This window comes from Hydrogenophaga sp. ANAO-22, assembly GCF_042466645.1.
Classification (GTDB): Bacteria; Pseudomonadota; Gammaproteobacteria; order Burkholderiales; family Burkholderiaceae_C; genus Hydrogenophaga.
The window spans coordinates 4,614,732-4,641,309 of the sequence record NZ_CP159956.1 but is presented as its reverse complement, the minus strand read 5'-3'; the positions used below and the strand labels follow the sequence as shown (position 1 = coordinate 4,641,309).

General features: G+C 68.9%; 24 protein-coding genes. 6 read left to right on the top strand and 18 right to left on the bottom strand.

The features are described from left to right. Window positions 1-59: 59 nt before the first annotated feature. Complete coding sequence (locus tag ABSY19_RS22405; RefSeq protein WP_382163909.1) at window positions 60-788, top strand: TSUP family transporter; 729 nt, start codon at window positions 60-62, stop codon at window positions 786-788. A 7-nt stretch (window positions 789-795) separates the two neighbouring features. Here the strand turns inward: ABSY19_RS22405 and ABSY19_RS22400 are convergent, their stop codons facing one another. Further along, window positions 796-1,689: a LysR substrate-binding domain-containing protein gene (locus ABSY19_RS22400; RefSeq protein WP_382156058.1), complete on the bottom strand. Its 894-nt coding sequence runs from the start codon at window positions 1,687-1,689 to the stop codon at window positions 796-798. A gap of 114 nt (window positions 1,690-1,803) precedes the next feature. Between ABSY19_RS22400 and phnA the strand changes: the two genes are divergently transcribed. Genes phnA through ABSY19_RS22385 form a run of 3 tightly spaced genes read left to right on the top strand, consistent with a single transcriptional unit; the run spans window position 1,804 to window position 5,757 of the window. Next, a complete protein-coding gene (gene phnA / locus ABSY19_RS22395; protein ID WP_382156055.1) occupies window positions 1,804-3,027 on the top strand; it encodes a phosphonoacetate hydrolase in 1,224 nt (407 codons plus the stop codon). Window positions 3,028-3,076: 49 nt separating this feature from the next. Beyond that, entirely contained in the window at window positions 3,077-4,042 is a 966-nt protein-coding gene (locus tag ABSY19_RS22390; protein WP_382156052.1) for a Bug family tripartite tricarboxylate transporter substrate binding protein, read from the top strand. 20 nt (window positions 4,043-4,062) lie between these two features. After that, window positions 4,063-5,757, top strand: a complete 1,695-nt coding sequence (locus ABSY19_RS22385) for a Na/Pi cotransporter family protein (protein ID WP_382156049.1) — start codon at window positions 4,063-4,065, stop codon at window positions 5,755-5,757. An 80-nt stretch (window positions 5,758-5,837) separates the two neighbouring features. Here ABSY19_RS22385 and ABSY19_RS22380 read toward each other — a convergent pair whose 3' ends face one another. Then, the gene (locus tag ABSY19_RS22380) at window positions 5,838-6,725 is read right to left on the bottom strand and encodes a LysR substrate-binding domain-containing protein (RefSeq protein WP_382156046.1); all 888 of its coding nucleotides are present in this window, start codon (window positions 6,723-6,725) and stop codon (window positions 5,838-5,840) included. A gap of 110 nt (window positions 6,726-6,835) precedes the next feature. On the opposite strand from ABSY19_RS22380, the gene metE reads away from it, so the two are divergent. After that, entirely contained in the window at window positions 6,836-9,127 is a 2,292-nt protein-coding gene (gene metE, locus ABSY19_RS22375) for a 5-methyltetrahydropteroyltriglutamate--homocysteine S-methyltransferase (protein ID WP_382156043.1), read from the top strand. Between the two features lie 20 nt (window positions 9,128-9,147). Here the strand turns inward: metE and ABSY19_RS22370 are convergent, their stop codons facing one another. The 3 genes from ABSY19_RS22370 to ABSY19_RS22360 all read right to left on the bottom strand — a co-directional run bounded on the left by ABSY19_RS22370 (window position 9,148) and on the right by ABSY19_RS22360 (window position 12,786). Beyond that, on the bottom strand, window positions 9,148-10,323 hold the full coding sequence (locus ABSY19_RS22370) for an acyltransferase family protein (RefSeq protein ID WP_382156041.1): 1,176 nt from the start codon (window positions 10,321-10,323) through the stop codon (window positions 9,148-9,150). 77 nt (window positions 10,324-10,400) lie between these two features. Continuing rightward, on the bottom strand, window positions 10,401-11,393 hold the full coding sequence (locus tag ABSY19_RS22365; protein ID WP_382156038.1) for a Bug family tripartite tricarboxylate transporter substrate binding protein: 993 nt from the start codon (window positions 11,391-11,393) through the stop codon (window positions 10,401-10,403). 190 nt (window positions 11,394-11,583) lie between these two features. Continuing rightward, window positions 11,584-12,786, bottom strand: coding sequence for an FAD-dependent monooxygenase (locus tag ABSY19_RS22360; protein ID WP_382156036.1), 1,203 nt, complete (start codon window positions 12,784-12,786; stop codon window positions 11,584-11,586). Between the two features lie 103 nt (window positions 12,787-12,889). Between ABSY19_RS22360 and ABSY19_RS22355 the strand changes: the two genes are divergently transcribed. After that, a complete protein-coding gene (locus ABSY19_RS22355; protein ID WP_382156033.1) occupies window positions 12,890-13,597 on the top strand; it encodes a DUF899 family protein in 708 nt (235 codons plus the stop codon). Between the two features lie 27 nt (window positions 13,598-13,624). On the opposite strand, the gene ABSY19_RS22350 is transcribed toward ABSY19_RS22355, so the two are convergent. From ABSY19_RS22350 to ABSY19_RS22290, 13 genes are all read right to left on the bottom strand, one after another. Next, the gene (locus ABSY19_RS22350) at window positions 13,625-14,149 is read right to left on the bottom strand and encodes a DNA-binding protein (protein ID WP_382156030.1); all 525 of its coding nucleotides are present in this window, start codon (window positions 14,147-14,149) and stop codon (window positions 13,625-13,627) included. Window positions 14,150-14,164: 15 nt separating this feature from the next. Continuing rightward, a complete protein-coding gene (locus ABSY19_RS22345) occupies window positions 14,165-14,491 on the bottom strand; it encodes a hypothetical protein (protein WP_382156028.1) in 327 nt (108 codons plus the stop codon). A 15-nt stretch (window positions 14,492-14,506) separates the two neighbouring features. After that, window positions 14,507-15,190 (bottom strand): orotate phosphoribosyltransferase, encoded by a 684-nt coding sequence (locus ABSY19_RS22340; RefSeq protein WP_382156025.1) that lies wholly within the window; start codon window positions 15,188-15,190, stop codon window positions 14,507-14,509. Next, window positions 15,187-16,107: a helix-turn-helix domain-containing protein gene (locus tag ABSY19_RS22335; protein WP_382156022.1), complete on the bottom strand. Its 921-nt coding sequence runs from the start codon at window positions 16,105-16,107 to the stop codon at window positions 15,187-15,189. The genes ABSY19_RS22340 and ABSY19_RS22335 overlap by 4 nt, the downstream gene beginning before the upstream one ends. Window positions 16,108-16,247: 140 nt before the next feature. Beyond that, complete coding sequence (aspA, locus tag ABSY19_RS22330; RefSeq protein WP_382156019.1) at window positions 16,248-17,672, bottom strand: aspartate ammonia-lyase; 1,425 nt, start codon at window positions 17,670-17,672, stop codon at window positions 16,248-16,250. 8 nt (window positions 17,673-17,680) lie between these two features. Beyond that, window positions 17,681-18,745, bottom strand: coding sequence for a dihydroorotase (gene pyrC / locus ABSY19_RS22325; RefSeq protein ID WP_382156016.1), 1,065 nt, complete (start codon window positions 18,743-18,745; stop codon window positions 17,681-17,683). An 11-nt stretch (window positions 18,746-18,756) separates the two neighbouring features. Next, complete coding sequence (locus tag ABSY19_RS22320; protein ID WP_382156013.1) at window positions 18,757-20,013, bottom strand: hydantoinase/carbamoylase family amidase; 1,257 nt, start codon at window positions 20,011-20,013, stop codon at window positions 18,757-18,759. 21 nt (window positions 20,014-20,034) lie between these two features. After that, window positions 20,035-20,985, bottom strand: a complete 951-nt coding sequence (locus tag ABSY19_RS22315) for a dihydroorotate dehydrogenase (protein WP_382156010.1) — start codon at window positions 20,983-20,985, stop codon at window positions 20,035-20,037. Next, window positions 20,978-21,826, bottom strand: coding sequence for a dihydroorotate dehydrogenase electron transfer subunit (locus ABSY19_RS22310; RefSeq protein ID WP_382163907.1), 849 nt, complete (start codon window positions 21,824-21,826; stop codon window positions 20,978-20,980). Before ABSY19_RS22310 ends, ABSY19_RS22315 begins: the two co-directional genes overlap by 8 nt. A gap of 47 nt (window positions 21,827-21,873) precedes the next feature. Then, window positions 21,874-23,085: an MFS transporter gene (locus ABSY19_RS22305; RefSeq protein ID WP_382156007.1), complete on the bottom strand. Its 1,212-nt coding sequence runs from the start codon at window positions 23,083-23,085 to the stop codon at window positions 21,874-21,876. Window positions 23,086-23,433: 348 nt separating this feature from the next. Then, window positions 23,434-24,501, bottom strand: a complete 1,068-nt coding sequence (locus tag ABSY19_RS22300) for a VWA domain-containing protein (protein WP_382156004.1) — start codon at window positions 24,499-24,501, stop codon at window positions 23,434-23,436. Further along, complete coding sequence (locus ABSY19_RS22295; protein WP_382156001.1) at window positions 24,498-25,568, bottom strand: DUF58 domain-containing protein; 1,071 nt, start codon at window positions 25,566-25,568, stop codon at window positions 24,498-24,500. The genes ABSY19_RS22300 and ABSY19_RS22295 overlap by 4 nt, the downstream gene beginning before the upstream one ends. Before the next feature lies 1 nt (window position 25,569). Next, complete coding sequence (locus ABSY19_RS22290; protein ID WP_382155998.1) at window positions 25,570-26,571, bottom strand: AAA family ATPase; 1,002 nt, start codon at window positions 26,569-26,571, stop codon at window positions 25,570-25,572. Window positions 26,572-26,578: the final 7 nt, after the last annotated feature.

The following is a 26,578-nucleotide window of genomic DNA, read 5'->3' as shown; positions in this document are numbered from 1 at the left end:
GCTGGTTACAGTTCTGCCCAGCCCGACAACCCTCATTCATTCATTCAGATCCCATGTCCATGGACTTCACGCTGGTGCTCGTGCTCGGGTTGGTGGCCGGCACGGTGGGCGGCGTCGTCGGCTTCGGCACCTCCATCATGCTGATGCCGGCCCTGGTGCTGGTGTTCGGGCCGCGCGAGGCCGTGCCCATCATGGCGATCGCTTCGATGATGGCGAATGCCTCGCGGGTCGCCGCCTGGTGGCGGGAGGTGGACTGGCGCGTGGTCGGCGTCTACAGCGCGACCGGCATGCCCGCCGCGGCACTCGGCGCGGCGACGCTGCTGGTCCTGCCAGGCCGGATCGTGGAGGCGGTGATGGGCCTGTTTTTCCTCGCCATGATCCCCTTGCGCCGCTGGATGGCGCGCCAGGCCCTGGTGCTCCGGCTCTGGCATCTGGCCCTGGTCGGCCTGGGCATCGGCTTCCTGACAGGCATCGTCGTCAGCACCGGCCCCATCAACGCGCCCTTCTTTCTGGCGCACGGACTGGTCAAAGGGGCCTACCTGGGCACGGAGGCGATGAGCTCACTGGGTGTCTATGCCGCCAAGACGCTGGCCTTTGGCACGCTGGGCGGGCTGCCCCTGGCGTCCGTGGCGAAGGGCCTGGTGATCGGATCGTCGTTGATGGCCGGCGCGTTCATCGCGAAGCGCTACGTGAGCCAGCTCGACGCGGAGAGATTCCGGCTGCTCATGGATGGCCTGTTGCTGGTGGCGGGCGGCACCATGCTCTGGAGCGCCGTGGCCAGCCACTAGGCCGCGGCTACTGCGCGGCACGCTCGCTGGCGGCGTGCAGCCATGCGAGGAACTCGCGCAGGTGCTTGGGTTTGTCGGAGTCCAGTGGCACCAGCACGAAGTAGGCGCTGCCCGGCACCTGCCACCGCGGGAACGGCGTGACCAGCCGGCCGAGCTCCACGTCGGCCGCCAGTGTGGGGAAGGTGCCGATGCCGAACCCCATGCCATCGACCACGGCCTGCAGCGTGACGAAGAAGTGGTCGAAGCGCAGCGTCTGCATCGGGCGCAGGTCCGCGCAGCCCGCCGCGCCGAGCCAGTTCTCCCAGTCGCCAGGCCGGGACTCGGTGGACAGCAGCACCGCCTTCTCCAGCTGCCGCGGTGTTTTCAGCGCGCGCCCCCCGAGCAGCGCTGCGCTGGCAATGACGGTCGTGTTTTCGGTGAACAGCGGCGCCACCTCGAACTGCGTCTGGTCGCCGGGCGCCCGGCGAATGGCCACATCGAAGCTGCCCTTGAGGACCGGGTCGTGGCTGAAGGCCGTGGAAATGCGCACTTCGGTGGCGGGATGGCGCGCGCGGAACTCCGCCAGCTGCGGGATCAGCCAGCGCATCGCCAGCGTGGCCGGGGCGTTGACGCGGATCACCTTGCTCGCGGCGTTCTTGCCATAGCGCCGGGACGCGTCGCTGATGTGGTCGAACGCGGCGCTGATCTCGCGCGCGAAGGCTTTGGCATGTCCCGTCGCCACCATGCGCTGGCCTTCCTTGCGGAACAGGGGTTGGCCCAGCGAGTGCTCCAGCAGCTGGATCTGCCGGCTCACCGCGCCGTGGGTGAGGTTCAGTTCTTTCGCGGCCTCGGTGTAGCTGCCGGCGCGTGCCGTCACTTCGAAGATGCGCAAGGCGTTGAGGGGCGGGAGCTGGTGGGGCATGGTGGGCGGGCCAGGTGGGTGGGGACGGAAACCAATTGATCCGTGATTTTTACTCACGGCAAGACGATTATTTATCGATGGTGTCAGTTTATCTAACCAAATAAGCTTCGACCCATGAACACAGCCACCCTCACCGTCAACCAGCGCACCTACAACACCCCCGGCACACCGACCGTCATCGTCTGCATCGACGGCTGTGAGCAGGAGTACATCAACCAGGCCGTGCAGGCGGGGCATGCGCCCTTCTTCGCCCGGCTGTCACAAGGGGGCACCGTGCTGTCGGGCGACTGCGTGATGCCCTCCTTCACGAACCCGAACAACCTGTCGATCGTCACCGGCGCGCCGCCCAGCGTGCACGGCATCTGCGGCAACTACTTCTTCGACCCCGAGCAGAACGCCGAGGTGCTGATGAACGATGCGCGCTACCTTCGCGCGCCCACCATCCTGGCGCAGTTCGCGCAGGCCGGGGGGAAGGTGGCGGTCGTCACGGCCAAGGACAAGCTTCGCAGCCTGCTCGGCCACGGGCTCGAGGGCATCTGCTTCTCTGCGGAGAAGGCCGACCAGGCCACCCTCGTGGACAACGGCATCGAGGACGTGCTGGCCAAGGTCGGCCTGCCCCTGCCGTCGGTGTACAGCGCGGACCTCTCGGAATTCGTGTTCGCGGCGGGGGTGATGCTGCTGCGCACCGAGCGGCCGGACCTCATGTACCTGTCGACCACCGACTACGTGCAACACAAGTTCGCGCCGGGCACCGAAGGCGCGAACAGCTTCTACGCCATGATGGACCGCTACCTGCAGGAGCTGGACCGGCTCGGGGCGGTGATCGGCATCACCGCGGACCATGGCATGAACGCGAAGAGCGATGCGCTGGGCAAGCCGAACATCGTGTTCCTGCAGGACCTGCTGGACCGCACCGCCGGCCCGGGCAAGGCCCGGGTGCTGCTGCCGATCACCGACCCGTACGTGGTGCATCACGGCGCCCTGGGTTCGTATGCCACGGTCTATGTGGCGAACCCGGCGGACATCCCTGCGATCCGGCAACAGCTGCTGCGGATCCCCGAGGTGGAAGACGTGCTGGACCGGGCGAGCGCCGCCGCCCGCTTCGAGCTGCCGCCCGACCGCATCGGGGATCTGGTGGTGCTGAGCCACCGGCTGTCGGTGCTGGGCACCTCGAGCAGCCAGCACGACCTGTCGGGGCTCACGGTGCCGCTTCGCTCCCACGGCGGGCTGTCCGAGCAACGCGTTCCCCTTCTCTTCAACCGCGTGCTCACGGGCGTGCCGCAACGGCGGCTGCGGAATTTTGACGTCATTGACCTGGCGCTGAACCACACAGCCTAGGCCACTGGCCCTTGGTGCGTTCGAAACTTCAACAAAGGAGACATCCCCCATGATCAGCTGGAAGCAAAAAGGAATCCTGGTTTGCCTTGGACTCTGGGCGGCGGGATCCGCCACCGCCCAGGCCTTCCCGAACAAACCGGTCCGCATCGTGGTGGGGTTCGCCGCCGGAGGGTCCACCGACAAGCTCGCCCGTGTGCTGGCCCAGCGCATGACCGAACTGCTGGGCCAGTCGGTGATCGTGGACAACCGGCCCGGCGCGGCCGGCAACCTCGCGGCCGAGATGGTGGCCGCGGCGCCGCCGGACGGCTACACCGTCTTCATGGCGACGCTCAGCAGCCAGGCGATCAACCCCCATCTCTACAAGCTCAAGTTCGATCCGATCAAATCGTTCGAGCCCATCGCGCTGGTGGCCAAGTACCCCTTGCTGCTCGTCGTGCCGCCCCAGCTGCGCGTGAACTCCGTGCCCGAACTCATCGCCCATGCGAAGGCCAACCCGGGCACGTTCTACGCCTCGTCGGGCAACGGCTCGCCGGCCCACCTCGCGGGGGAGATCTTCAAGAGCGCCACCGGCACCGACGTGCAGCACATCCCCTACAAGGGCGGCGGCCCTGCCATGGTCGCGCTGATGTCGAACGAGGCACAGTTCGGCTTCGAGACCATGCCCAGCGCCATCGGCCACGCGCGCGGCGGCAAGCTCAAGGGCCTGGCCGTGACCTCCGACCGGCGCTCCACCGCCGCCCCCGAGCTGCCGACGATGCAGGAGGCGGGCGTGAAGGACTTCTCGGTGACCTCATGGGCCGGCCTGCTCGCGCCCGCGGGCACACCGAAACCGGTGCTCGAGCGCCTGACCCAGGCGGCGCAGAACGCGATCGGCAGCCCCACCGTCAACGCGGCCCTGGCCAGCGATGGCGCCGAACCCGGCACGGGCGGCGGCGCCGAATTCAAGCGCTTCATGGACGACGAGCTCCAGGCCTGGGGCAAGGTGGTCCGGGCATCCGGGGCGAAGGTCGACTGAGCTTGCGATCGGCTGCCGACATGAAACACCTGTTGAATCTTCTGGCAGCGATCGCCCTGCTCGTCTGGTCCACCCAGCTTGTGCGCACCGGCATCCTGCGCGTGTTCGGTGCCAACCTGAGGCAGGTCCTGGCGCGCAGCATCGGCAACCGCATCACCGCGGCCCTCTCGGGCCTGGGCGTCACGGCCCTGGTGCAGTCGAGCACGGCGACCGCGCTCATCGTGTCGTCCTTCGTCGGGCAGGGGCTGCTGAGCCTGCCGGTGGCCCTCGCGGTGATGCTGGGTGCCGACATCGGCACCAGCCTGATGACGGTGGTGTTCTCTTTCGACCTGTCCTGGCTGTCGCCGCTGCTCATTCTCGGTGGGGTGGTGATGTTCATCTCCCGCCAGCAAACGGCCGTCGGCCGCGTGGGCCGGGTGCTGATCGGCCTGGGGCTGATGCTGCTGGCGCTGCGCCTGGTGTCGCAGTCCACCGAGGTGCTGACCCAGTCGCCTGTGGTGAAGGCGCTGCTGGTCTCCGTCAACAGCGATCTGCTGCTGGAGATCACGGTGGGCGCCGCGCTGGCCCTCATGGCCTATTCCAGCCTGGCCATCGTGCTGCTGACCGCCACCCTCGCGGCGTCCGGTGTCGTGCCCACGGACATGGCCCTGGGCATGGTGCTGGGCGCCAACCTGGGCAGCGGTCTGCTGGCCGTGGTGACCACGGCGCGTTCGGCCATCGAGGTGCGCCAGGTGCCGCTGGGCAACCTGATGTTCAAGGCGCTGGGCGTGCTGCTGGCGGCGCCGCTGGCGCCGGAATGGCTGCACGGCATGCAGCCCTATGTGCCAGACCCGGCGACGCTGGTGGTGCTGTTCCACCTGAGCTTCAACATCGCCGTCGCCCTCCTGTTCATCGGCGTCACCCAGGTCGTGGCGCGCTGGGTCGAGCGCCTGCTGCCCAAGCCCGACAGGAACCGGGTGGCCGGGCGGCCGCACCACCTGGACCCGTCGGCGCTGGCCACGCCCTCGCTGGCGATCTCCTGCGCGGCGCGCGAGGCCATGCACCAGGCCGACGTGGTCGAGACCATGATGGTCGGCCTGCTGGCCGTGATCAAGAACAACGACCTGCGCCTGGCCGAGGAGTTGCGCAAGCTCGATGACTCGGTGGACGAGCTGTACTCGGCCATCAAGTACTACCTGACCAAGATCTCCCGCGAGGCGCTCGCCGAAGAAGAAAGCCGGCGCTGGGCCGACATCATCAGTTTCACCATCAACATGGAGCAGATCGGCGACACCGTCGAGCGCGTGCTGCTGGACATCGAGGACAAGAAGATCAAGACGGGGCGCAATTTCTCGGACGCCGGCATGGCCGAGATCTGCGAGCTGCACGCCCGGCTCATCGACAACCTGCGCCTGGGCATGAGCGTGTTCCTCAACGGCAACGTGCGCGACGCGCAAAAGCTGCTGGAAGAAAAGGCGCGCTTCCGGGACCTGGAGCGCGCCTACGCCACCAGCCACCTCGTGCGCCTGACCGACAACACCGTGCAAAGCATCGAGACCAGCTCGCTGCACATCGACCTGATCAGCGATCTCAAGCGCATCAATTCGCACATCTGCTCGATCGCCTACCCCATCCTGGATTGCGCGGGCGCGCTCGCGCCGAACCGCCTGCGAGCGAGCCAGGGCCTGACGGAACACGGCCTCCGAACCGAGGCGATACCCCTGCGGGTTCTATAGTCGCCGGCCGGTTCGAAGGTGTCTCGCAGCCAGCCACGGCGGCATGCCCACAACGCTGCTCGGACTGAGCCCGACCCGGGTCATTGCGCTCGCCGGCGCGCCAGTTCGATGAAGGCCTGCAGGTAGTCGGTCTGCAGATCGGCCTCGCGCGCGCCGAGAAAGATCTGCTTCGCGATGCCGCGCGGCCCCAGGCGCACGGGCACCACGTCGACCTTGGCCGCGTACTCCTCCACCAGCCAGCGCGGCAGGGCCGCGACGCCCCGGCCGCTGGCCACCATCTGCAGCATGATGTCCGTGGTCTCGATGGTCTTGTGGCGCCGCGGCGTGATGCCGGCGGGCTGCAGGAACTGGTTGTAGATGTCCAGGCGGCCGGTCTCCACCGGGTAGGTGATCAGCATCTCCTGCGTGAGCTGCCGGGGCTTCACGTAGGGCACCCCGGCCAGCGCATGGCCCCGCGCGACCACCAGCACCTGTTCGTAATCGAACACCGGCTCGTAGCGCAGCCCGGGCTTGTAGAGCGGGTCGGGCGTGACCAGCAGGTCGATCTCGTGGCCGAACAGCGCGCCGATGCCGCCGAACTGGAATTTCTGCTTCACGTCCACGTCCACGTCGGGCCAGGCCGCGAGGTAGGGCGAGACGACTTTCAACAGCCACTGGTAGCACGGGTGGCATTCCATGCCGATGCGCAGGCTGCCGCGTTCGCCTTTCGCGAACTGGCGCAGCTGGTCTTCCGCCTGGTCCAGCTGCGGCAGCACGCGCCCGGCCACGGCCAGCAGGTACTGCCCGGCCTGCGTGAGGCGCAGGCTGCGGCCTTCGCGCAGCCAGATGTCCGTGCCCAGCTGCTGCTCCAGCTTCTTCATGCTGTGGCTCAGCGCCGATTGCGTGACGCACAGCACCTCGGCCGCCGCCGTCAGCGAGCCCTGTTTCTCGACTTCCTGCACCACGGCGAGATGGATGCGTTCCAGCATGATGAATGAGTGAAATTCATGAATACGTGAGATAAGACCATTTTACTTCATCGATCCATTTGCCTACCATCCGCCGCTCTTTCCTTTCAATTTCCACCTCAGAGCGGCCCATGACCACCCTCCACAACCTCGGCTTTCCCCGCATCGGCGCCCGGCGCGAACTCAAGTTCGCGCTCGAGTCCTACTGGAAGGGCGAGTCCTCGCGCGACGCCCTGGAGGCGCTCGGCGCGCAACTGCGCCAGCGCCACTGGGCCGACCAGACCGGCCTGGACTTCGTGCCCGTGGGCGACTTCTCGTTCTACGACCAGGTGCTGGACATGAGCTTCACGCTGGGCAACCTGCCCCAGCGCGTGAGCGGTTTCCATGGTGATGCGCTGGACAACCTGTTCCGCGTGGCCCGGGGCCGCTCGGCCCAGGCCGTGGACGAGCACGGCGCCTGCGGCGGCGGCGTGGCCGCGGGCGAGATGACCAAGTGGTTCGACACCAACTACCACTACATCGTCCCCGAGTTCACGGTCACCACCGACTTCCAGCTCGACGCCTCGCGCCTGCTCGCGCAGCTCGCCGAAGCCCAGGCCCAGGGCGTGAAGGCCAAGCCGGTCATCGTGGGCCCGGTGACCTACCTGGCGCTGGGCAAGGCCAAGGACGGCAGCGACAAACTCGCGCTGCTGCCGCGCCTGCTGCCGGTCTACGCGCAGCTGCTGGACGCGCTGGCCGCGCAGGGCGTGGAGTGGGTGCAGATCGACGAACCGCTGCTCGTCACCGAACTCGACGCCGAGTGGCAGCACGCGTTCAACACCGCCTACCACCACCTGAAAATCTGCCGCACCAAGCTGCTGCTGGCCACCTACTTCGGCCCCCTGCTGGAGAACAAGTACCTGGCCGCGAACCTGCCGGTGGCCGGGCTGCACATCGACACCCTGGACGCGCGCGACGACGTGCTGCCCCTGATCCACCTGATGCCCGCGCACAAGGTGCTGTCGCTGGGCGTCGTCAGCGGGCGCAACATCTGGAAGACCGACCTCACGGAACTGCTGGACTGGCTGGAGCCGCTCGCGCAGCGCCTGGGCGAGCGGCTGTGGATCGCGCCCTCGTGCTCCCTGCTGCACGTGCCGGTGGACCTGGGCAGCGAACAGAAGCTGGACGCCGAGGTGAAGTCCTGGCTGGCCTTCGCGCTGCAGAAGCTCGACGAACTGAGGCTGCTCGCGCGGGCGCTGAACGAAGGCCGCGACGCCGTGCGCGACGAACTCGCCGCCAACCGCGCCGCGCTGGCGGCGCGCCGGGCGTCGGCACGCGTGCACAAGCCGGCGGTGCAGGCCGAGGTCTCGGCGATCGACGCGCGCCTCGGCCAGCGCCAGAGCCCCTATGCCGAGCGCGCGCCGCGGCAGGCCGCGCTGCTGAAGCTGCCGGCCTACCCCACCACCACCATCGGCTCGTTCCCGCAGACGGCGGAGATCCGCCACGCGCGCAGCGAGTTCAAGGCCGGGCGCCTCGACGCGGCGGGCTACCGCGCGGCCATGCAGGCCGAGATCGCGCGCAGCGTGCGCGAGCAGGAAGCGCTGGGCCTGGACGTGCTGGTGCACGGCGAGGCCGAGCGCAACGACATGGTGGAGTACTTCGGCGAGCAGCTCGACGGCTATGCGTTCAGCCAGTTCGGCTGGGTGCAGTCCTACGGTTCGCGCTGCGTGAAACCGCCCATCCTGTTCGGCGACATCGCCCGGCCCCGCCCGATGACGGTGGAGTGGATCACCTACGCGCAGTCGCTCACGGACAAACCCATGAAGGGCATGCTCACCGGGCCGGTCACGATCCTGAACTGGTCCTTCGTGCGCGACGACCAGCCGCGTTCGCTCACCTGCCAGCAACTCGCGCTGGCGATCCGCCAGGAGGTGCTGGACCTGGAACAGGCCGGCGTTCGGGTGATCCAGATCGACGAGGCGGCGCTGCGCGAAGGCCTGCCGCTGCGCCGCTCGTTGTGGCCGAACTACCTGGGCTGGGCGGTGGAGGCGTTCCGCCTCACCGCCAACGGCGTGCGCGACGAGACGCAGATCCACACCCACATGTGTTATTCGGAGTTCAACGACATCCTCGCCTCGATCGCCGACATGGACGCCGACGTGATCACCATCGAGACCTCGCGCTCGGACATGGAGCTGCTCGACGCGTTCGACCACTTCAACTACCCGAATCAGATCGGCCCGGGCGTCTACGACATCCACTCGCCCAACATCCCCACGCAGGACCACATCGTGCAGCTGATGAAGAAGGCGGCGCGGCGCATCCCCGCCGAGCGCCTGTGGGTGAACCCGGACTGCGGGCTCAAGACCCGCCAGTGGCCCGAGATCATCCCGGCGCTGGGCAACATGGTGGCCGCGGCGCGGGCCTTGCGCGCATCGGCCTGAGGCCAGTCCCCCGGCCGGGATCAGGCCAGGCCGCCGGCCGCGCCGGGCAGGTCGCGCCGGGGCCGGGGGTGGCGCTTGCCATTGAGCAGCTGGCTGATCCAGGTGTGGCGCACGAAGAGCTGGTAGCTGCCCAGGCAGACCAGCGTGGTGGCTGTGATGTTGATGGCGATCTTGAGCAGGGCGGGCAACGGCAGCTGGTACAGCAGCGCGCCGAACAGGATGGTGAACGGGAAGTGCACCAGGTAGACCCAGTAGGCGCTCTCCGCGAGGTAACCCAGCACCCTGTGGCGCGACTGCAGGAAGCGCAAGGCCAGGCCGATCGACGCGAAGGCCCAGAGCCAGGCCGCGCAATGGAAGCTGTAGGCGCCCAGCAGCATGGGGCCGTGGCGCTGCGTCACCAGGCCGGACAGCAGGTAGAACCCCAGGCCGAGCGCCGCGAAAAGCCCCCAGCGGCGCTGGAACTGCGCGAACAGCACCGCCTGCTGCCCATGCAGCATCAGCCCGAAGCCGAAGTACACGCCGTAGTGCACCCACTCGTTCCACGGCGGCAGGAAGGAGCCCGAGTTCACGATGAAGCCACGCGGGTAGCCGGCGGTGGCGGCCAGCAGCGGCAGCGCCAGCAGCGCGAAGCCCCAGGGCCGGCGCGCCACCCAGGCCAGCACCGCGCCAGCGGGCGCGAACCAGCGCCGGGGCAGGCGCATCAGCCCGGCGGTGATCACGCAGAACCACAGCAGCAGCCACAGGAACCACATGTGCATGGTGCTGATGCCGCGGTCGGGCACGTTCGCGGCCACGGCCAGGTCGAACCCCCATTGGTTGAGCGCCAGCCGGTTCAGGAACAGCAGCGCCGCCAGGCTGGTGAGCACCCACAGGATGGGCCAGAAGATCGCGAACGGCAGGGCCAGGCGCGCGAGCCGGTTGCGCAGCAGGCCGCCCGGGCCGCGCGATTCGGCCAGCAGCGCCGCGAAAAAACCCGCCAGGATGAAGAAGGCGGGCATGCGGAACACGTGGATGAAGCTCACGAGGGCATCGGCAAAGGCCGTGCGCTGCTCGTCGAGCCAGACGTTGGGCATGGGGTGCGTCGTGTAGACCGCCGCCACGTGCAACACGATGCCCAGCCACATGAGGATGGCGCGCAGGTTGTCCAGCGCGTGGAGGCGGACCCCAACGGGCGCGGGCGCAGCGTGTTCACTCATGAGAGCGCGACATTAGCAGTTCGCGGGCGTTCGCGCCACCACCCGCGAGACCCCGCCAGCCGGCGGGGAGCGGCCGCTCAGCCCGGACGGATGTGGTTGCGCTGGATGACCTCGGCCATGGCGGCCGTGTCGCTCTTGATGCGGCGCGCCAGGCCTTCGGGGCCGGTGCCGGCGACCTGCCAGCCCTGGCCGAAGATTTTCTGGCGGATGTCCTCGCGGCGCACGATCTCGGTCAGCAGGGTGGCCAGGCGGTTCACGTGCGCCTTGGGCAGGCTGTTGGGCGCGGCCACGGCGTTCCAGATCTCGAGCTGGAAGTCGCGCACGCCGGCCTCGCTCAGGCTGGGCACGCCGGGCACCAGGCTGCTGCGGCCGGTCGACGTGACGCCGATGGCCTTGAGCTTGCCCGCCGTCACCTGCGGCATGGCCAGGCCCGGGGGCAGCAGCGACATCTGTACCTGGCCCCCCAGCATGGCGGTGATGACCTGCGGGTTGCCCGGGTACGGCACGTGCACCGGCGCGATGCCGGCGCGGCTCTTGAGCAGCTCCATGCCCAGGTGGGCCACGGTGCCCACGCCGGGCGTGCCGTAGTTCCACTTGTCGCCGGAGGCGCGCGCGGCGGCGATGTAGGCCGCGCCGCTCTCGGCCACGCCGGCGGGCACGCTGAGCACCAGGGGCGCGACGGCGATCAGCGAGACGGGGGCCAGCTCGGTGATCGGGTCGTAGGTGGTGTCGGGGTTGAGGATCTTGGCGATCGTCATGTTGCCGTTGATCATCAGGCCGATGGTGTGGTCGTCGGTGGCGCGCGCCACCGCCGCGGCGGCGATGTTGCCGCCGGCACCGGGCCGGTTCTCGATCACCACCGGCTGGCCCAGGGCCTGCTGCAGCGGCTCGGCCAGGAGCCGCGCGGTGAGGTCGGGCGAGGAACCGCCGGGGAAGCCCACGATGATCTTCAGCGGCCGGCTGGGCCAGGCGGCCTGGGCGTGCGCGCTGGGCAGCACGGTGGAAGCGGCCACGGCGGCGGCGGTGGCCAGGGCATGGCGGCGGGTGACGGGGGTGTTCTGGAAGTTCATGTCTGCCTCTGGTTTCGGGATGGATGCACAAGGATTCTCACTGCTCCGGAGCGCGACCCGCAACGAAAGAAGTGCACCCTCCAGAGGCATCAAGGGTCCGGCTGCGCCGGCCCGAGATGCCGTCCCCCTCGAAGCGCCGAAGGCGCGCCACGGAGGGGGAAGCCGCGCAGCGGCGCAGGGGGGTGTCTCATCATCTCATCGGCTCGGGCGGTCCGTCGTAGAGCCACGTATTGTCCAGCAATCGTTCGCCCAGCATGCTCATGGCGGAGTCCCGCGCCCAGCGCAGCATGCCCTGGGCGTGAAAGACCACGCCGTTGCGCTGCGAGAGCTTCTGCACGCGCGCGTTGCGCTGCCAGCGGGTCCGGGCGTAGCACGACAGCCGCAGCGCCCAGTCGATGCCGGCCTCGCGGTCCTGCACCAGGCGCCCGAGCGTCCAGGCGTCCTCGATGGCCATGGCCGCGCCCTGCGCGAAATAGGGCCGCATGGGGTGGGCCGCGTCGCCCAGCAGGGCCACGCGGCCGCGCGCCTGTTCGTGCGGGCCGCGCAAGGCGGGCCGGTCGTTCAGCGGCCACAGCGTCCAGTCGGGCACGGCCGCGACCATGGCCATCAGCTCGCCGCAGGCCGGGCCCAGGGCGCGCCGCAGGTCGCTGGCGTGGGCCTCGTGCGTCCAGCCCTGGGGGTCGTCGCCGGGCGGCAGCTGGCCTTGCACCACCGCCACGAGGTTGAACCAGTCGCCCTGCTTCACCGGGTAGTGCACCACGTGCAGGCGCGGCGCCAGCCAGGCCGTGACCAGGTTGGCGCGCAGGGGCGTGGGCAGGTCCACCGAGCGCACCATGCCCCGGTAGGCCAGGTGGCCGGTGGCGCGCACGGGCGGCCCGCCGAGCAGGCCGGCGCGCACCCGGCTCCACAGGCCATCGCAGCCGATCAGCGCCTCGCCCGACAGCGTCTCGCCATCCTCCAGCGCCACCTGCACGCCCTCGCCGTCTTCCGTCCAGCTCGCCAGCCGCGCGCCCAGACGCAGCTGCACCTCGGGTCGGCGCTGCACCGCGCTCAGCAGCAGGCCGTGCAGGTCCGCGCGGTGCAGGGTGGCGTAGTGCTGCCCGTGGCGCGCCAGCGCCAGGGCGCCCAGGCGCAGGTGGCCGAGCTGGTTGGCCCGGTGGGCGTCGCGCACGCGCAGCGCCTCCGGGAACGCGGCGCAGGACTGCAGGGCGTCCATCAGGCCCCACTCGGCCAGCACGCGCACCGCGTTCGGCCCCAGCTGCAGGCCCGCCCCCACCTCGCCAAAGGCTTCGGCCTGTTCCAGCACCACCGAGCGCACGCCCGCGCGGGCCAGCGCCAGGGCGCAAGCCAGTCCACCAATGCCACCGCCCGCCACGATCACTTGTTGGTTCATGCGCGCGATTGTGCCGCCCCGGCCGGGCTGCGTGAGGTAGCGCACCAACAAGGCTGGGGGAACGCGATAGGCTGGCACTTCGATCACCCGCAAAGGACCTCCGATGACCGCCTCGCTCCAGCCCGCCACCGAACTGGCCCGGGCGGCCAGCCAGCCCTACCCCAACGACAGCAGCGAGTACCGCGCCGCGCGCACGGCGCTGCTGGCCGAAGAGATCGAACTGCGGCGCCACATCGAGCGCGTGGCCGCGCAGCGGCGCGCGCTGCCGCCGGGTGGCGTGGCGGCCGATTACGAGTTCCGCGACGAGAACGGCAAGACGGTGGGCTGGAAGGCGCTGTTCGGCGCGCACGACACGCTGGTGACCTACTTCTGGATGTACGGGCCGCAACGCGAGCGGCCCTGCCCGATGTGCACCGCGTTCATCGGCTCGCTCGACATTCCCGCGCGCGACCTCTCGCAGCGCGTGGCGCTGGCGGTGATCGGCCGCTCGCCGGTGGAGCGGCAACTGGCCTTCGCGCGCGAGCGGGGCTGGAAGAACCTGAAGTTCTACGCGACGGTGGGCGACCGCTTCGCGCGCGACTACCGGGGCCTGGCACCCAATGGCGAGGAGTGGCCCGCGCTCGATGTCTGGGTGCGGCGCGACGGCCAGGTGCGGCACTTCTGGGGCTCCGAGCTCGGCGGCACGGCCGACCCGGGCCAGGACCCGCGCGGCGCGCCCGACCCCACGCCGCTGTGGAACATCCTGGACCTCACGCCGGGCGGGCGCGGCACGGACTGGTACCCCAGGCTGGACTACGGCAACGGCGCCTGAACGCGCGCGTGCCGAGGGGCGAAGGGATCAGGCTTTCAGCCGGTCTTCGATGAACGCGACGACGCGCTCGAGGCGCTGCACGACCAACAGCTCGCCCGGCATGTCCGCGAACTGCGCCCGCGGCCCGAAGCCGATGACGGGTTTGTGGAACGCCAGGCAAAGGCGCACCTCATCGCGGGTGCCGTGCGCACCCGGCAAGGCCACGACGACGTCGCTGCTCAGCACGTTCACGTGGTTGCGCGTGCGCAGCCCGGGTGGATCGGATGCGGCGCGGCGCGGGAGCGGCGTGACGATCCGGATGTCGACATGCGCGTTGGGGTAGCCCTCCAGCGGTCGGAAACCGTGCTCGGGGTCGGCCAGGGTGGGCAGCACCCCGATGGCGCAACCGCGCCGGCCGGGGTGTTCGTGAAACGCCTTGCCCACGCTCGCCATCACGCCCTGGCCACCGCCTGTGAGCAGGTGGTGGCCGGCCTCGGCGATCCACGCGCCCAGTGGTCTGGCGAGCCGGTTCCAGGGTCGGGAGCCCGAACCCATGACGCCGATGACGGCCATGGCACCCGGGGACGTTCAGAACGCCTGGACGTTCCACTCGTAGTCGAGCGCCACGGCGCTCACCGCGGCCAGGCGGTCCTCGGGCGACTGGGACAGCGACGCCAGCAAGCGCGCATTGAAGGCGTCGAGCGTCGCCTTGGCCTGGTCCGCCTGCGCGGGGTCCACCGCCTGGTCTTCGAACTTCTGCACATAGGAGTGGGCCGCGACGCCCACCACGAAATACAGCGCGGCGTTGTCCGGATCCGTCTTCATGAGGGCGAACGCGCCTTTGTAGAACGCCTTGAACTGGTCGGTTCCCGCCAGGCCCTGCGCAAACGTCTGCGCGATGTGTTGAAAAGTCATGCCGGAGGTTCTCCTTTAAGCGGGGACAGGGGACACGGGGGAGGATGCGATGCCACCATGGGCCTCGGACCACGCCCCCGGGGTTCGAAGAAATGCGGCCCATTCCGCGAGGGCCGATGGGTCGAACCCATCGCGCCCGCGCGCGGCATCCAGCACGTCCTGCCAGGTGCACAGGGCATGGACCCGCATCTGGTGCGCGTGCAGCATCGCGGTGGCATCGAAGGTGCCGTAGTCGAAGACCACGAAGACGTCGCGGACCACGGCACCCCGCGCGCGCAGTGCCTGGCAGAAGGTGAGCTTGGACAGGCCCGCGGCCATCAGGTCGTCCACCAGCAGCACCGCCGAGCCGGGCGCCACCACCCCTTCCACCTGCGCCTGGCCCACGGCCCGCTTGCGAACGTATTGCAGGGGCAGGTTCAAGGCACCCGCCATCCAGGCCGCGAAGGCGATGCCGCTGGACTCTCCTCCCGCCACGGCGGCCAGGCCCTCCAGGGCGCCGGCGGCGCGAAGCCGGGCCAGGGCCTGCTCCAGCAGCACCTGCCGCGTCCGTGGAAACGAAATCAGTCGCCGGCAATCCATGTACACCGGGCTGGCCCAGCCCGATGGCAAGCGGAAAGGCTCGTCGGTCCGGCAGCTGACGCAGCCCGCCTCGATCAGCATCTCGGCCACCGCATGGGCGGAGGATGGGTTGGGCATCATGGCAACTCCGTCAATGGATCCACCCGCTCCAGCAGGCGCCGCAAGCGCTGCGCGCCCGTGCGGCCCTTGTAGGCGCTCTTCCAGAGGCGGCCGATCATGTCCTCGTACAGGCGCACGGCTTCGGGTGAGGCGGTCACGGTGGCAATGCCGTTGCGCACGTTGGGCAACTCGCCCAGCCGGAAAGGGCTCACCGCCAGCACGGTGCGCTGGTTCCCGGAGAACAGCTGGAAGGTCGACGAGGGCATGGCATCGTCGATCAGGCCGATCTGCACATTCAGCGGCTCGCTCTCCATCAGATCGGCAATGCGCACCACTTCGTTGCGCGCGGCCCGCACGCGCTGCATCCGGACCTCGTGCGGGAGATCGACCCGCCCGACCAGCCCCGTCAGCACGAAGCGCTCCAGCTCGCGCATGCCGATCAGGCTCACGATGCTCATGCGGCGCTGCTCGAAGAACCGCCGACGCTCGGCCAGGATGGTCAGCATGTCCTCCACTTCGCCCTGGCGCGCTTTGCCCTGGGACTTCGGCGAGGCCTCGAGCAGCATTTCCCGCAGGTGCGTCAGGTACTCGTCGGAGGTCAGCAGCAAGGAAATGGGTTCGAAGTGGGCCAGGATGCGGTCGGATGTCTGCTCGAGCTGGCGCATGCGTTCGAACAGACCCAGGGCGTTCGAGTAGTACTCGACTTCCACTCCCAGCAAGGAGGCCAGCGACGTGTTCAGCAGCTGCGCCAGCCTTTCCAGGGTCTCGATCTTGACGATCTCGCCCTTCTCCATGCGGTACACCACCGCGCGCGACACGCCGAGCTGCTCGGCCACATCCTCGGCCTGCAGCGACGCGCCGATGCGGTAGGCCTTGAGCCGGTTGCCCAGGTCCGCATAGTCAATCGAGGAAGCTGGCGGCAAGACGGGTGTGCTCATCTCTTTTTCACTCGGTCGAATCAAAAAAGAGAATATAGGGCACCCGCTGGAAAAGACATACCTGCGTCGAACGGGCGCCCTCCCCCGGTCGCGCGCCATCCGGTGGCGCACCCGCGGTTCATGGCCCGGAACGGACGGGCTCATGGGCGGGCTCCGGACAGGAAGACCCGAGGCCGCGTGAGGACGTCGTGGTGGAGGGCTTCGTTCAGTTCGGCTTCGGTGAGCAGGCGGCGCGCCAGCACGACGTCGCGCACAGTCGTCCCGTTGGCGAACGCCTCGGCGGCCACGGCGGTCGCCGCCTGGTAGCCGATGAGCGGGTTGAGGGCCGTCACCAGCGCGATCGAGCGCTCGATGTTCTCGCGCAACCGGTCCGGGTTGGCCGTGATGCCGTCGATGCAGCGGTCGGCCAGCGCCATGCACCCGTGGGTCAGGTGTTTGAAGCTGCGAAAAAGCGCGTTGGCGATCACCGGCTCGAAGGCGTTGAGCTGGAGCTGGCCCGCCTCGGCGGCGAAGGTCACGGTCGTGTCCGCACCGAAGACCTCGAACGCGATCTGGTTGACCACTTCCGGAATCACCGGATTGACCTTGCCGGGCATGATGGACGACCCGGCCTGCATGGCGGGCAGGTTGATTTCGCCCAAGCCCGAGCGCGGGCCACTGGACAGCAGCCGCAGGTCGTTGCAGGTCTTGGACAGCTTCACCGCGATGCGCTTGAGCACGCCGGAGAGTTGCACGAACGCGCCGCAGTCCTGCGTCGCTTCGATCAGGTTCGGTGCCGTGCTCAGCTCGATCCCGGTCAGCCGCACCAGATGCCGCAGCGCCCGTGCGGCGTACTCGGGGTGGGCCGTGATGCCGGTGCCGATGGCCGTGGCCCCGAGGTTGATTTCGCGGATCAGCGACGCGGCCTCGCGCAGGCGCGCCATGTCCTCGTCCAGCATGACGGCGTAGGTCGAAAACTCCTGGCCCAGCGTCATGGGCACGGCGTCCTGCAGCTGGGTCCGGCCGATCTTCAACAGCGGCGCGAATTCGGACGCCTTGCGCTCGAAGGCCGCCTTCAGGTGCCGCATGGCCGCCAGCAGGCGCTCGATGGCCCAGCAGGTCGCGAGGCGGATCGCCGTGGGATAGACGTCGTTGGTGCTCTGCGCCATGTTCACGTCCTCGTTCGGATGCAGGTGCTGGTACTCGCCGCGCCGATGCCCGAGGATTTCCAGCGCGCGGTTGCACACCACTTCGTTGGCGTTCATGTTGGTCGACGTGCCGGCGCCACCTTGCAGGACATCCACCACGAATTGATCGTGCAAGGCGCCCGCGCGGATTTCGTCGCAGGCGGCGACGATGGCGTCGCGCTTGGCAAGCGGCAGCAGGCCCAACTCCGCGTTGGCGGCGGCGGCGGCCGATTTGACCGTCGCCAGCGCCACCACCAGATCGGGAAAGGAGGCGATGGTCGCGCCCGTGATCTGGAAGTTCTCCTGCGCCCGCAGGGTATGGACACCGTAGTAGGCGTTCGCGGGCACCTCGCGGTCGCCCAGAAGGTCGTGCTCGATCCGGAAAGGGGTCGTGTTCATGGATGCTTTCAATGCGGTGCGGCGGGCCGCGCCGGGCGCACCTGCCAGGGCACGGTGCTCCCGCCCAGGAAAGGGTGGATCGCCGCGCCGCCGGGCAGCGCCACGTTGTCGGGCACCGCTTGCGGCGCACGCAGCAGGGTGAGGGTGTCCTCGTTGGGCGAGAGGCCGTAGAACCGGGGCCCGTTGAGGCTCGCAAAGGCCTCCAGGCGATCGAGCGCGCCGGCCTGATCGAAGACCGTGGCGTAGGCCGCCAGGGCGGTGGGCGCGTTGAAGATCCCGGCGCAGCCGCAGGCGGATTCCTTGAGCGCGCGCGCGTGCGGCGCCGAGTCGGTGCCCAGGAAAAAGCGCGCGTCGCCCGAGGTCGCCACCTGGATCAGGGCCAGCCGGTGGCGCTCCCGCTTCAGGATCGGCAGGCAGTAGAAGTGCGGCCGGATGCCCTGGGTGAAGATGGCATTGCGGTTGAACAGGAGGTGCTGCGGCGTGATGGTCGCGCCCAGGCGCCCGCTGTGATCGGACCGCACCACCTGCGCCGCCTCTTCGGTGGTGATGTGCTCCAGCACCACCTTCAGCGCGGGGAAGTCGCGCAGCAGCGGCTGCAGCGTGCGCTCGAGAAACACCGCCTCGCGATCGAACACGTCCACCGCCGGGTCCGTGCTCTCACCGTGCAGCAGCAGCGGCATCCCGATGGCCTGCATGCACTCCAGCGCCGGGGCCACCTTGGCCATGTCCGTCACGCCAAATTCCGAATGCGTGGTGGCGCCCGACGGGTACAGCTTGACGGCGCTGAACACGCCCTCTTCGTGGCCGCGGCGCAATTCGTCGGGCGGCGTGTGGTCGCAGAGGTAGGCGGTCATCAGGGGCATGAAGCGATCGCCCGCGGGCACCGCGGCCAGGATGCGCGCCCGGTACGCACGGGCCGCCTCCACCGTGGCCACCGGCGGCTGGAGGTTGGGCATCACCATCGCCCGGCCGAACGACCCTGAGGTGTAGGGCAGCACGGTGGCCAGCACGTCGCCATCGCGAAGATGCAGGTGCCAGTCGTCGGGGCGTCGGATCGTGATCAGGTCGGTCATGGTCGGCCTCTTCAGGCGATGCGGCTGGCCGCGACGGAGAGCGCCTGCACGCCCAGCATGAAATCGTCGAGGTCCATGGACTCGTGCGGGTTGTGCGAGCCGTTCTGGTTGCGGATGAACAGCATCGCGCTGGGAATGCCCGCGTTGGCGAACAGCGCGGCGTCGTGCCCCGCGCCGCTGGGCAGGACCTCGTAGGCCGCCCCCTGGTCCGCGCAAGCCTGCGACAACAGGGCGCACAGGCGCTCGTCCATGGTGGCGGGCTCGCTCAACAGGCGGCGGTCGAAGCGGAAGCTCACGCCCCGCTCACGGGCGATCGCGCTCACCTCAGCCTGCACCAGCTGGTAGAAGGCTTCGAGCGTGTCCGTGCTTTTGCTGCGCGCCTCCAGGCTGAAGCCCACCTGGCCGGGAATGCGCGAAATGGAGTGTTCCGCCGGGTCCGTCTGCAGAATGCCCACCGTCACCACCAGGTCGGTGCCGCGTTCCAGCAAGGCCCGCCAATGGGCGTCCAGCCGCATGACCAGGTCGGAGACGGCGAAGACGGCGTCGTGGCGGAGCCAGCGCGGCACCACGCCGGAGTGCTGGGCATCGCCCAGGCACTCGATGCGGTTGTGCCGGACGTTGCCACGGATGCCCGACACCACGGCCAGCGGCAGCTGGCGCGCCACCATCACCGGCCCCTGCTCGATGTGGAGTTCGATATAGGCCTTGACCGCCGCCTTGTCGATGAGCACGTCCTGCGCGCGGACCGCCTCGATGTCGGCACCGCTGTGCTTCATGCAATCGGCCAGGCACTCGCCGGTGCTGCGCTGGCGCAGCGCCAGGTCCTCGGCGCCCAGCTTGCCGAACAGGGCGCCGGAGCCCATGTAGGCCTTGCCGAACCAGGCGCTTTCCTCGCCCCGGAAGGCGATGGTCTGGATGGGCACCGCGGGACTGACGCCCTGGCGCCGCAGGGCCACCTGGCACAGCAGGCCCGCCACGACCCCGGCCAGACCGTCGAAGTTGCCGCCTTGCGGCACCGAGTCGATGTGCGAACCGATCCAGACCGAAGGCCGGTCCATCGGCGCGTCCGGCAGCGAGAACACCACGTTGGCGGCCCGGTCCGAGGTGGCCACCAGCCCTTCCGAGCGCGCGAAGTCCCGCAGGTAGTCCGCCGTGGCGGTTTCGCCCGGTCCGTAGCTTTCCCGTGTCACGCCCACCCCGTCGAACGAGAGTTCACGGACGTCGGCAAAGAGTTTTTCGGCCAGGGGCCGAAGTTCAACAAGGTTCATGGCAATCGCCGGCGGTGGGCATCAACCCGATTGCTGGGCAAAGCGCAACCAGCGGTCGGACAGCTGCCGATCCAGCCGGACCTGGCCGGTCAACTCGCGGACGTGGGTCACACCGGTCTCATCGCAGAAGGCGTGAAGCCCGTCGACGATCTTCTGCATCGCACCGGGGTCGATGAACGACGCGGTGCCGACCTGGACGGCACTGGCACCGGCCAGCATGAACTCGACCGCGTCCTCGGCGTTGGAGATGCCGCCGCAACCGATGACCGGGATGCGCACGCTGCGGTAGCACTGGTGCACCATGCGCAAGGCAATCGGCTTGATGGCGGGCCCCGACAAGCCGCCCATCACATTGCCCAGCTTGGGCTTGCGGGTGCGGACGTCGATGGACATGCCCAGCACCGTGTTGCCCATCACCAGGGCGTCCGCCCCGGCCTCCTCGGCGGCTTTCGCCACGGCGGCAATGTGCGATGCGTTGGGCGTGAGCTTGACCCAGAACGGGTGCTGGGTTCGCCGCCGGATGGCGCTCACCACCTTGTAGGTGGTTTCGGGCGTCATCGCGAAGGCCATGCCATCGGCCTCCAGGTTGGGGCACGAGATGTTCGCCTCGATCACGGCGACCTCCGGCAGCGACATCTCCTCGATGGCCTGCGCGAACTCGTCCACCGTGTCGGCCGAGATGGACACGACGACCGGCGTGTCGAACCGCGTGTAGGGCGGCAGCACCTCGCGCCGGTAGTGTTCCAGGCCTTTGCTCGGGATGCCGATGGAGTTCATCATCCCGCCGTGGGTTTCGGTCACCCGCGGCGTGGGGTTGCCCGCGCGCGGTTTCGGCGAGACGCTCTTGATCACCAGCGCGCCCAGGCGGTTGAAGTCCAGCGCTTCGGCGTATTCGATCGCGAAGCAGCCGGAGGCGGGCATGACGGGGTTGCGCAGCGCGACGTCGCCCACTTTGACATGGAGATCAGCCAAACTCCACCTCCCCCACCACCTGATCGATCGAGAACACCGGGCCTTCGCGGCAGACGCGCAGGAACCGCTTGTCGCCGCCGTGATCGAACAGCCGCACACAGGAGAGGCAGACCCCCATGCCACAGGCCATCCGCTGTTCCATGGCGACTTCACCGCGCGTCTGCGGATAGTCCTTCAGCACCTGCTGCAGCAACATGAGCAGGCGGTGCGATCCACAGGTGTAGACCACATCGTGGTGCTGCGCGTCCATCAGCCGGCGCACCAGCACCTCGACCGCCTCGACCGACGAGCTGCCATCGCTGTCATGGACCACGTGCAGATCGGCCTGCGCACCGCGCAGGAATTCGTCGCGCATCAGGTCCTGGGGTGCGCGTGCCGACATCACCGCCGTGATGGCGATGCCCGAGCGCGCCGCCAGTTGCAGCAAGGGCGCCATGGTGGCCAGGCCGACACCCCGCGCCACCACCAGGATGCGTCGGACACTGGCGTCCAGCACGAAGGTGTTGCCCAGCGGGCCGACGATGTCCATCTGCCCCCCCACGGCCAGGGTCGCCAGGGCCTTCGTGCCCAGGCCGGTCACGTTGTAGAGGAATTCGATCGTGCCGGGCGCGGGGCCGACGCCATAGACGCTCATCGGCCGCAGCAGGAAGGGCTTCATGTCGTCGGTCGACGGGCACTTGAGCTGGTAGAACTGCCCGGGCCGGGTGATGGCCGCGAGATCCACCTCGGCGGTGAGCCGGAGGTACTTGTAGCGGTCGTTGACCCAGCGGTGCTCCACCACCTCGCAGCGGTGCGAGGCCACCGCCTCGGCATTGCGCTGGAAGCAGGCGCGCTCGGTCATGGTGGCGCAGGCCCGTGGTGCGGCCGGGAGATGCTGGAGCGCTTCGGTCATTCCAGCTCCTTGCCCTTGAGTTCGGGAATGAGAAACACCGTGGCCACCATGTCCAGCAGGTAGATGGCGGCCAGCAAGGCGATGGCGATCTGGAACGAATAGGCACTGACCAGCGCCCCCACGACCACGGGCCCGAACCCACCCACGCCGCGGCCGATGTTGAACAGCACGTTCTGCGCCGTGGCACGGGCCTCCGTCGGGTAGGCCTCCGACATCAGCGCACCGTAGCCACCCAGCATGCCGTTGACGAACATGCCCAGCACGGCACCCGCCCACAACATCTGGAGGGGGTCGGTCAGTTGCGAATAGAACAGCACCATGGCCACGGCGCCCGCCTGGAACAACAGGAAGCTGGGCTTGCGGCCGATGCGATCGGCCAGCTGGCCGAAGATGAAGATGCCGGCCATCATCCCGAGGATGGTCACCGAGGTCCACAGGGCCGATTTGGTGAGGTTGAATCCGAGCTGCTTGGCCAGAAAGCTGGGCATCCAGATCATGATTCCGTAGTAGCCGAAGTTCTGCACCGAGCACAGCACCACGATGCCCGCGCTGATCTTCGCGGTCGCCTTGTCCTTCGCCAGCAGCCTGAAGGCCTGCCCCTTCGACGCCGGCCTGGCGGCCTGGCGCACGAACACCTCGGGTTCATGCAGCTTGTTGCGGATCACCCAGGCCACCAGGGCGGGCAGCACCCCCACCAGGAACATGCCACGCCAGCCGATGACGGGCAGGAGCAAGGGCGTCAGCAAGGCGGCGCCGAGCACGCCACATTGCCAGCCCAGCGCCACGTACGAGGACACTCGCGCGCGGTGTTTGGCGGGCCAGGCCTCGGCCGCCAGCGCCATGCCGATGCCGAACTCCCCGCCCAGGCCGATGCCCGCGATCGTGCGGTAGATCAGCAAGTCCCAGTAGCCCTGCGCGAACGCGCACAGGCCGGTGAAGACGGCGAACAGCACGATGGTCCAGGTGAGCACCCGGATGCGCCCGTACCGATCGCTCAGCGCCCCGAAGACGATGCCGCCGAAGACCGCGCCCACCAGGGTCCAGGTCACCAGGGACCCGGCCTGGCTGGGCGTCAGTTGCAGCTCGGCCGAGATCGCGCTGAGCATGAAGCCCAGGATCAGCAGGTCGAATCCATCCATCGCATAGCCCACCGCCGAGCCCGCCAGGGCTTTCCAGCTGTAGCCATCCACCGCATCTTTCTTGCTCATTTGAGTCTCCACCCCACAGGGCTTTCGTTGCACGGGACATCGCCGCAAGGCTTCGGCGAGGTTCGACATCTCTTCTATGTTTTGATACTAGTATCTTTTTTGATACTTGTCTCGATCGTGAGATAAGTGTTTTCCCGGATGCGACGGCCGGTGATGCGGCGTCAAGGCGCGCGCAGAGGACCGCGCCTCATGGCCGAGGGCGCGGTGCGATGGTGGGGAAATGGGAGGCGCTCAGCACCGGTTCTGCAGGCGCAGCCGGTGGGCCGGAACGGTTCGCCGTTCAGGCCTTCTTCGTGGCGCGCCGACGCACGGGCCGCTGCGCCACGTGCCGGCGCGTGCCCTCGGCGTTCAGAGGATGCGGTTGAACCAGAGCACCGACAGGCCTGCCGACAGCAGCGCGAGCAGCGAGGCGGCCAGGGCCAGCAGGCCGGAGATTTCGGTTTCCTTCTTCTCCACCGTCAGCCGCGAGCTCAGGGTCTCGTAGACCTTCTTGAGGTTCTCGGCGGTGCCGGCGTAGTAGTACTCGGCCTGCGTGGCGCGCGCCACTTCCTTGAGGCTTTCCTCGTCGAGCCGCACGCGCATGGACCAGCCTTCGAAGCCGATGATCTCGCCGTCCACCGTGCCCACGCCCACGGTGTAGACGCGCACCCCGCGCTCGGCCGCCATCTTCGCGGCCTCGGCGGTGTCCACGCCGGTGGTGCGCTGGCCGTCGGTGAGCAGGATGATCGCGGCCGAGGTGTAGGAGCCCGGGGCCACCGGCGTGAAGGTCTTCTCGTCGGGCTTGGGCTGGTCGAGCGAGCGGCCCTTGGGCGCGAACGGATCGGTGTTGCGGCTGTAGGTCATGTCGCCGAGGTTGATGCGCTGCTCGGGGAACAGCTCGGAGAGCGAGACCACGATGGCGCTGCCGATGGCGGTGGCGCGCTGCAGCTGGAACTTGTCGATCGCGGTGACCAGGTCTTCGCGGCTGAGCGTGACGGGCTGCACCACCTGCGCAGAGCCCGCGAAAGCAACGATGCCGACCTTCACATGGCGCGGCAGTTCGGCCAGGAAGGCCTTGGCCGCGTTCTGCGAGGCCACCAGGCGGTTGGGCTTGACGTCTTCGGCGCGCATGCTGCCCGAGACGTCCATCGCCAGGATGATGGTCTGCTGGGTCGAGGGCAGCACGATGGTGGCCATGGGCCGCGCCGAGGCCAGCAGCATGATGCCGATGGCCAGCAGCAGCAGCACCGGGGGCACGTGGCGGCGCCAGCCCGGGCCCTTGCCCATGGCCTCGCGCACGATGGACAGGCTGGCATAACGCAGCGCGGTCTGCTTGCGCCTTCGCAGCAGCCACACGTAGAGCAGCACCAGCAGCGGCAGCGCGAGCAGCAACCACAGCAACTGCGGCCAGAGAAAGGTGACGGGCCAGTTGTTCATGATGGACGGGCTCCTTCGCGTGGGACGCCGCTGAAGCTGCGGCGGTCCCGGGTAGGCAACTGGGTGGGCACAGGGCGTGCGCCGGTGCCGTTGCGCGTCTCGCGCAGGCGGCGCTTGCGCAGGTCGATGAAACGCAGCACGGCCTCGGCCAGGTCGTCGTCGGTGGACAGCTCCAGGGTGTCGACGCCGGCGCGGCCCAGGCTTTCGCGCAGCTGCGCCTCGCGCTGCGCGGCGATGCGCGCGAAGCGCTGGCGAAAGCCGGCGTCGTGCGTGTCGACCAGGAGCTGTTCGCCGGTCTCGGCATCGCGGATCGGAATCAGGCCGAGGTCGGGCAGGTCGAGTTCGAGCGGGTCGAGCAGGCGCACGGCGACCACGTCGTGGCGGCGCGCGAGTTCGCCCAGGGGTTTCTCCCAGCCGGGCTCGCTGATGAAGTCGGACACCACGAACACGGTGCCGCGCTGGCGCACGGTGTGCACGGCGGCCTTGAGCAGGTCGGCGAGCTGGGTCACGCCGTTCTTCGCGTTGGCGTGCACCGGCGGCTGCAGCACCATCTGCATGAGCCGCAGCACCTGGGTGCGGCCGCCGCGCGCGGGCAGCACCGCGTCCACCACGGGCTGGCCGCGCGAGCCGTAGAGCACGGCGCCCACGCGGTTGCCGTGGCGCCCGATCAGGCGCGCGAGCACGGCGGTGAAGTCCAGCAGTACCTGGCTCTTGCGCTGCTCGCCCGAACCGAAGTCCACCGAGGGGCTGAGGTCGAGCAGGAACCAGGCGGCCATCTCGCGGTCTTCGGTGAACACGCGCACGTGCGGCGTCTGCAGGCGCGCCGTCACGTTCCAGTCGATGTGGCGCACGTCGTCGTGGTGCTGGTACTCGCGCAGGTCGGCGAGGTCGAGGCCGGAGCCGCGCATGAGGGTGCGGTAGTCGCCCTGCAGCAGGCCGTCGAGCCGGCGCAGCACGGTCCATTCGAGCCGGCGCAGCAGCGCCTCGGCCCGGCGCGCGACCGGCGTGGCGGCGGCCGCGGCGTTGGCCGGCGCCCCGCCTTTCCTGCCGAACAGCCGACTGAGCATGTCAAGCCACCTTTTTCTCGTGTTCCAGCGGCCGGGCCGGCGCGGGAATGTGTTTCATGATGCGGCCGATCAGGGTTTCGCTGGTCAGGCCTTCGGACAGGCCCTCGTAGGACAGCACCACGCGGTGGCGCAGCACGTCGGGCACGAGGTCGGTCATGTCTTCGGGCAGGGCGTAGCCGCGCCCGCGCAGCATGGCCAGGGCGCGCGCGCCTTCCACCAGGCCGATGGTGGCGCGCGGGCTGGCGCCGAAGGTGATGAGGTGCGCCATGTCCTTGATGCCGTGTTTCTCGGGCGTGCGCGTGGCCGATACCAGCTTGACCGCGTACTGCACGAGCGAAGGGTCCACGTACACCTGCCGGCATTGCGCCTGCAGCGCGGCGAGCTGGTCGGTGGTGGCCACCGCGTTGACGTTGACGGCCGGGCCGGTGACGCGCTCGACGATGACGAACTCCTCTTCGTCGCTCGGGTAGTCCACCATCACCTTCATCATGAAGCGGTCGACCTGCGCCTCGGGCAGCGGGTAGGTGCCTTCGGTCTCGATCGGGTTCTGCGTGGCCATCACCAGGAAGGGGTTGGGCACCTTGTGCGTCTCACCGGCGATGGTCACCTGGCGTTCCTGCATCACCTCCAGCAGCGCGCTCTGCACCTTGGCCGGCGCGCGGTTGATCTCGTCGGCCAGCAGCAGATTGGCGAACACGGGGCCCAGCGAGGTGCTGAAGTCGCCGGTCTTCTGGTTGTAGATGCGCGTGCCCACGAGGTCGGCGGGCACCAGGTCGGGGGTGAACTGGATGCGCTTGAAGCGGCCCTGCACGACGCTGGCCAGCGTCTTCACGGTGAGGGTCTTGGCCAGGCCAGGCACGCCCTCGACCAGCAGGTGGCCCTGGGCCAGCATGGCGACCATGACACGTTCGAGGAACCGGTCCTGCCCGACCACCACGCGCTTGACCTCGTACAGGATCTGCTCCATGAGCTGGGCGGTGTCGGGGGCGGTGCTTTGGTCCATGGAACGC

Bases quoted from the DNA above. Each gene is read 5' to 3' on its own strand.
- ABSY19_RS22405 (WP_382163909.1), top strand. From the start codon at position 60: ATGGACTTCACGCTGGTGCTCGTGCTCGGGTTGGTGGCCGGCACGGTG.
- ABSY19_RS22400 (WP_382156058.1), bottom strand. From the start codon at position 1,689: ATGCCCCACCAGCTCCCGCCCCTCAACGCCTTGCGCATCTTCGAAGTG.
- phnA (WP_382156055.1), top strand. From the start codon at position 1,804: ATGAACACAGCCACCCTCACCGTCAACCAGCGCACCTACAACACCCCC.
- ABSY19_RS22390 (WP_382156052.1), top strand. From the start codon at position 3,077: ATGATCAGCTGGAAGCAAAAAGGAATCCTGGTTTGCCTTGGACTCTGG.
- ABSY19_RS22385 (WP_382156049.1), top strand. From the start codon at position 4,063: ATGAAACACCTGTTGAATCTTCTGGCAGCGATCGCCCTGCTCGTCTGG.
- ABSY19_RS22380 (WP_382156046.1), bottom strand. From the start codon at position 6,725: ATGCTGGAACGCATCCATCTCGCCGTGGTGCAGGAAGTCGAGAAACAG.
- metE (WP_382156043.1), top strand. From the start codon at position 6,836: ATGACCACCCTCCACAACCTCGGCTTTCCCCGCATCGGCGCCCGGCGC.
- ABSY19_RS22370 (WP_382156041.1), bottom strand. From the start codon at position 10,323: ATGAGTGAACACGCTGCGCCCGCGCCCGTTGGGGTCCGCCTCCACGCG.
- ABSY19_RS22365 (WP_382156038.1), bottom strand. From the start codon at position 11,393: ATGAACTTCCAGAACACCCCCGTCACCCGCCGCCATGCCCTGGCCACC.
- ABSY19_RS22360 (WP_382156036.1), bottom strand. From the start codon at position 12,786: ATGAACCAACAAGTGATCGTGGCGGGCGGTGGCATTGGTGGACTGGCT.
- ABSY19_RS22355 (WP_382156033.1), top strand. From the start codon at position 12,890: ATGACCGCCTCGCTCCAGCCCGCCACCGAACTGGCCCGGGCGGCCAGC.
- ABSY19_RS22350 (WP_382156030.1), bottom strand. From the start codon at position 14,149: ATGGCCGTCATCGGCGTCATGGGTTCGGGCTCCCGACCCTGGAACCGG.
- ABSY19_RS22345 (WP_382156028.1), bottom strand. From the start codon at position 14,491: ATGACTTTTCAACACATCGCGCAGACGTTTGCGCAGGGCCTGGCGGGA.
- ABSY19_RS22340 (WP_382156025.1), bottom strand. From the start codon at position 15,190: ATGATGCCCAACCCATCCTCCGCCCATGCGGTGGCCGAGATGCTGATC.
- ABSY19_RS22335 (WP_382156022.1), bottom strand. From the start codon at position 16,107: ATGAGCACACCCGTCTTGCCGCCAGCTTCCTCGATTGACTATGCGGAC.
- aspA (WP_382156019.1), bottom strand. From the start codon at position 17,672: ATGAACACGACCCCTTTCCGGATCGAGCACGACCTTCTGGGCGACCGC.
- pyrC (WP_382156016.1), bottom strand. From the start codon at position 18,745: ATGACCGACCTGATCACGATCCGACGCCCCGACGACTGGCACCTGCAT.
- ABSY19_RS22320 (WP_382156013.1), bottom strand. From the start codon at position 20,013: ATGAACCTTGTTGAACTTCGGCCCCTGGCCGAAAAACTCTTTGCCGAC.
- ABSY19_RS22310 (WP_382163907.1), bottom strand. From the start codon at position 21,826: ATGACCGAGCGCGCCTGCTTCCAGCGCAATGCCGAGGCGGTGGCCTCG.
- ABSY19_RS22305 (WP_382156007.1), bottom strand. From the start codon at position 23,085: ATGAGCAAGAAAGATGCGGTGGATGGCTACAGCTGGAAAGCCCTGGCG.
- ABSY19_RS22300 (WP_382156004.1), bottom strand. From the start codon at position 24,501: ATGAACAACTGGCCCGTCACCTTTCTCTGGCCGCAGTTGCTGTGGTTG.
- ABSY19_RS22295 (WP_382156001.1), bottom strand. From the start codon at position 25,568: ATGCTCAGTCGGCTGTTCGGCAGGAAAGGCGGGGCGCCGGCCAACGCC.
- ABSY19_RS22290 (WP_382155998.1), bottom strand. From the start codon at position 26,571: ATGGACCAAAGCACCGCCCCCGACACCGCCCAGCTCATGGAGCAGATC.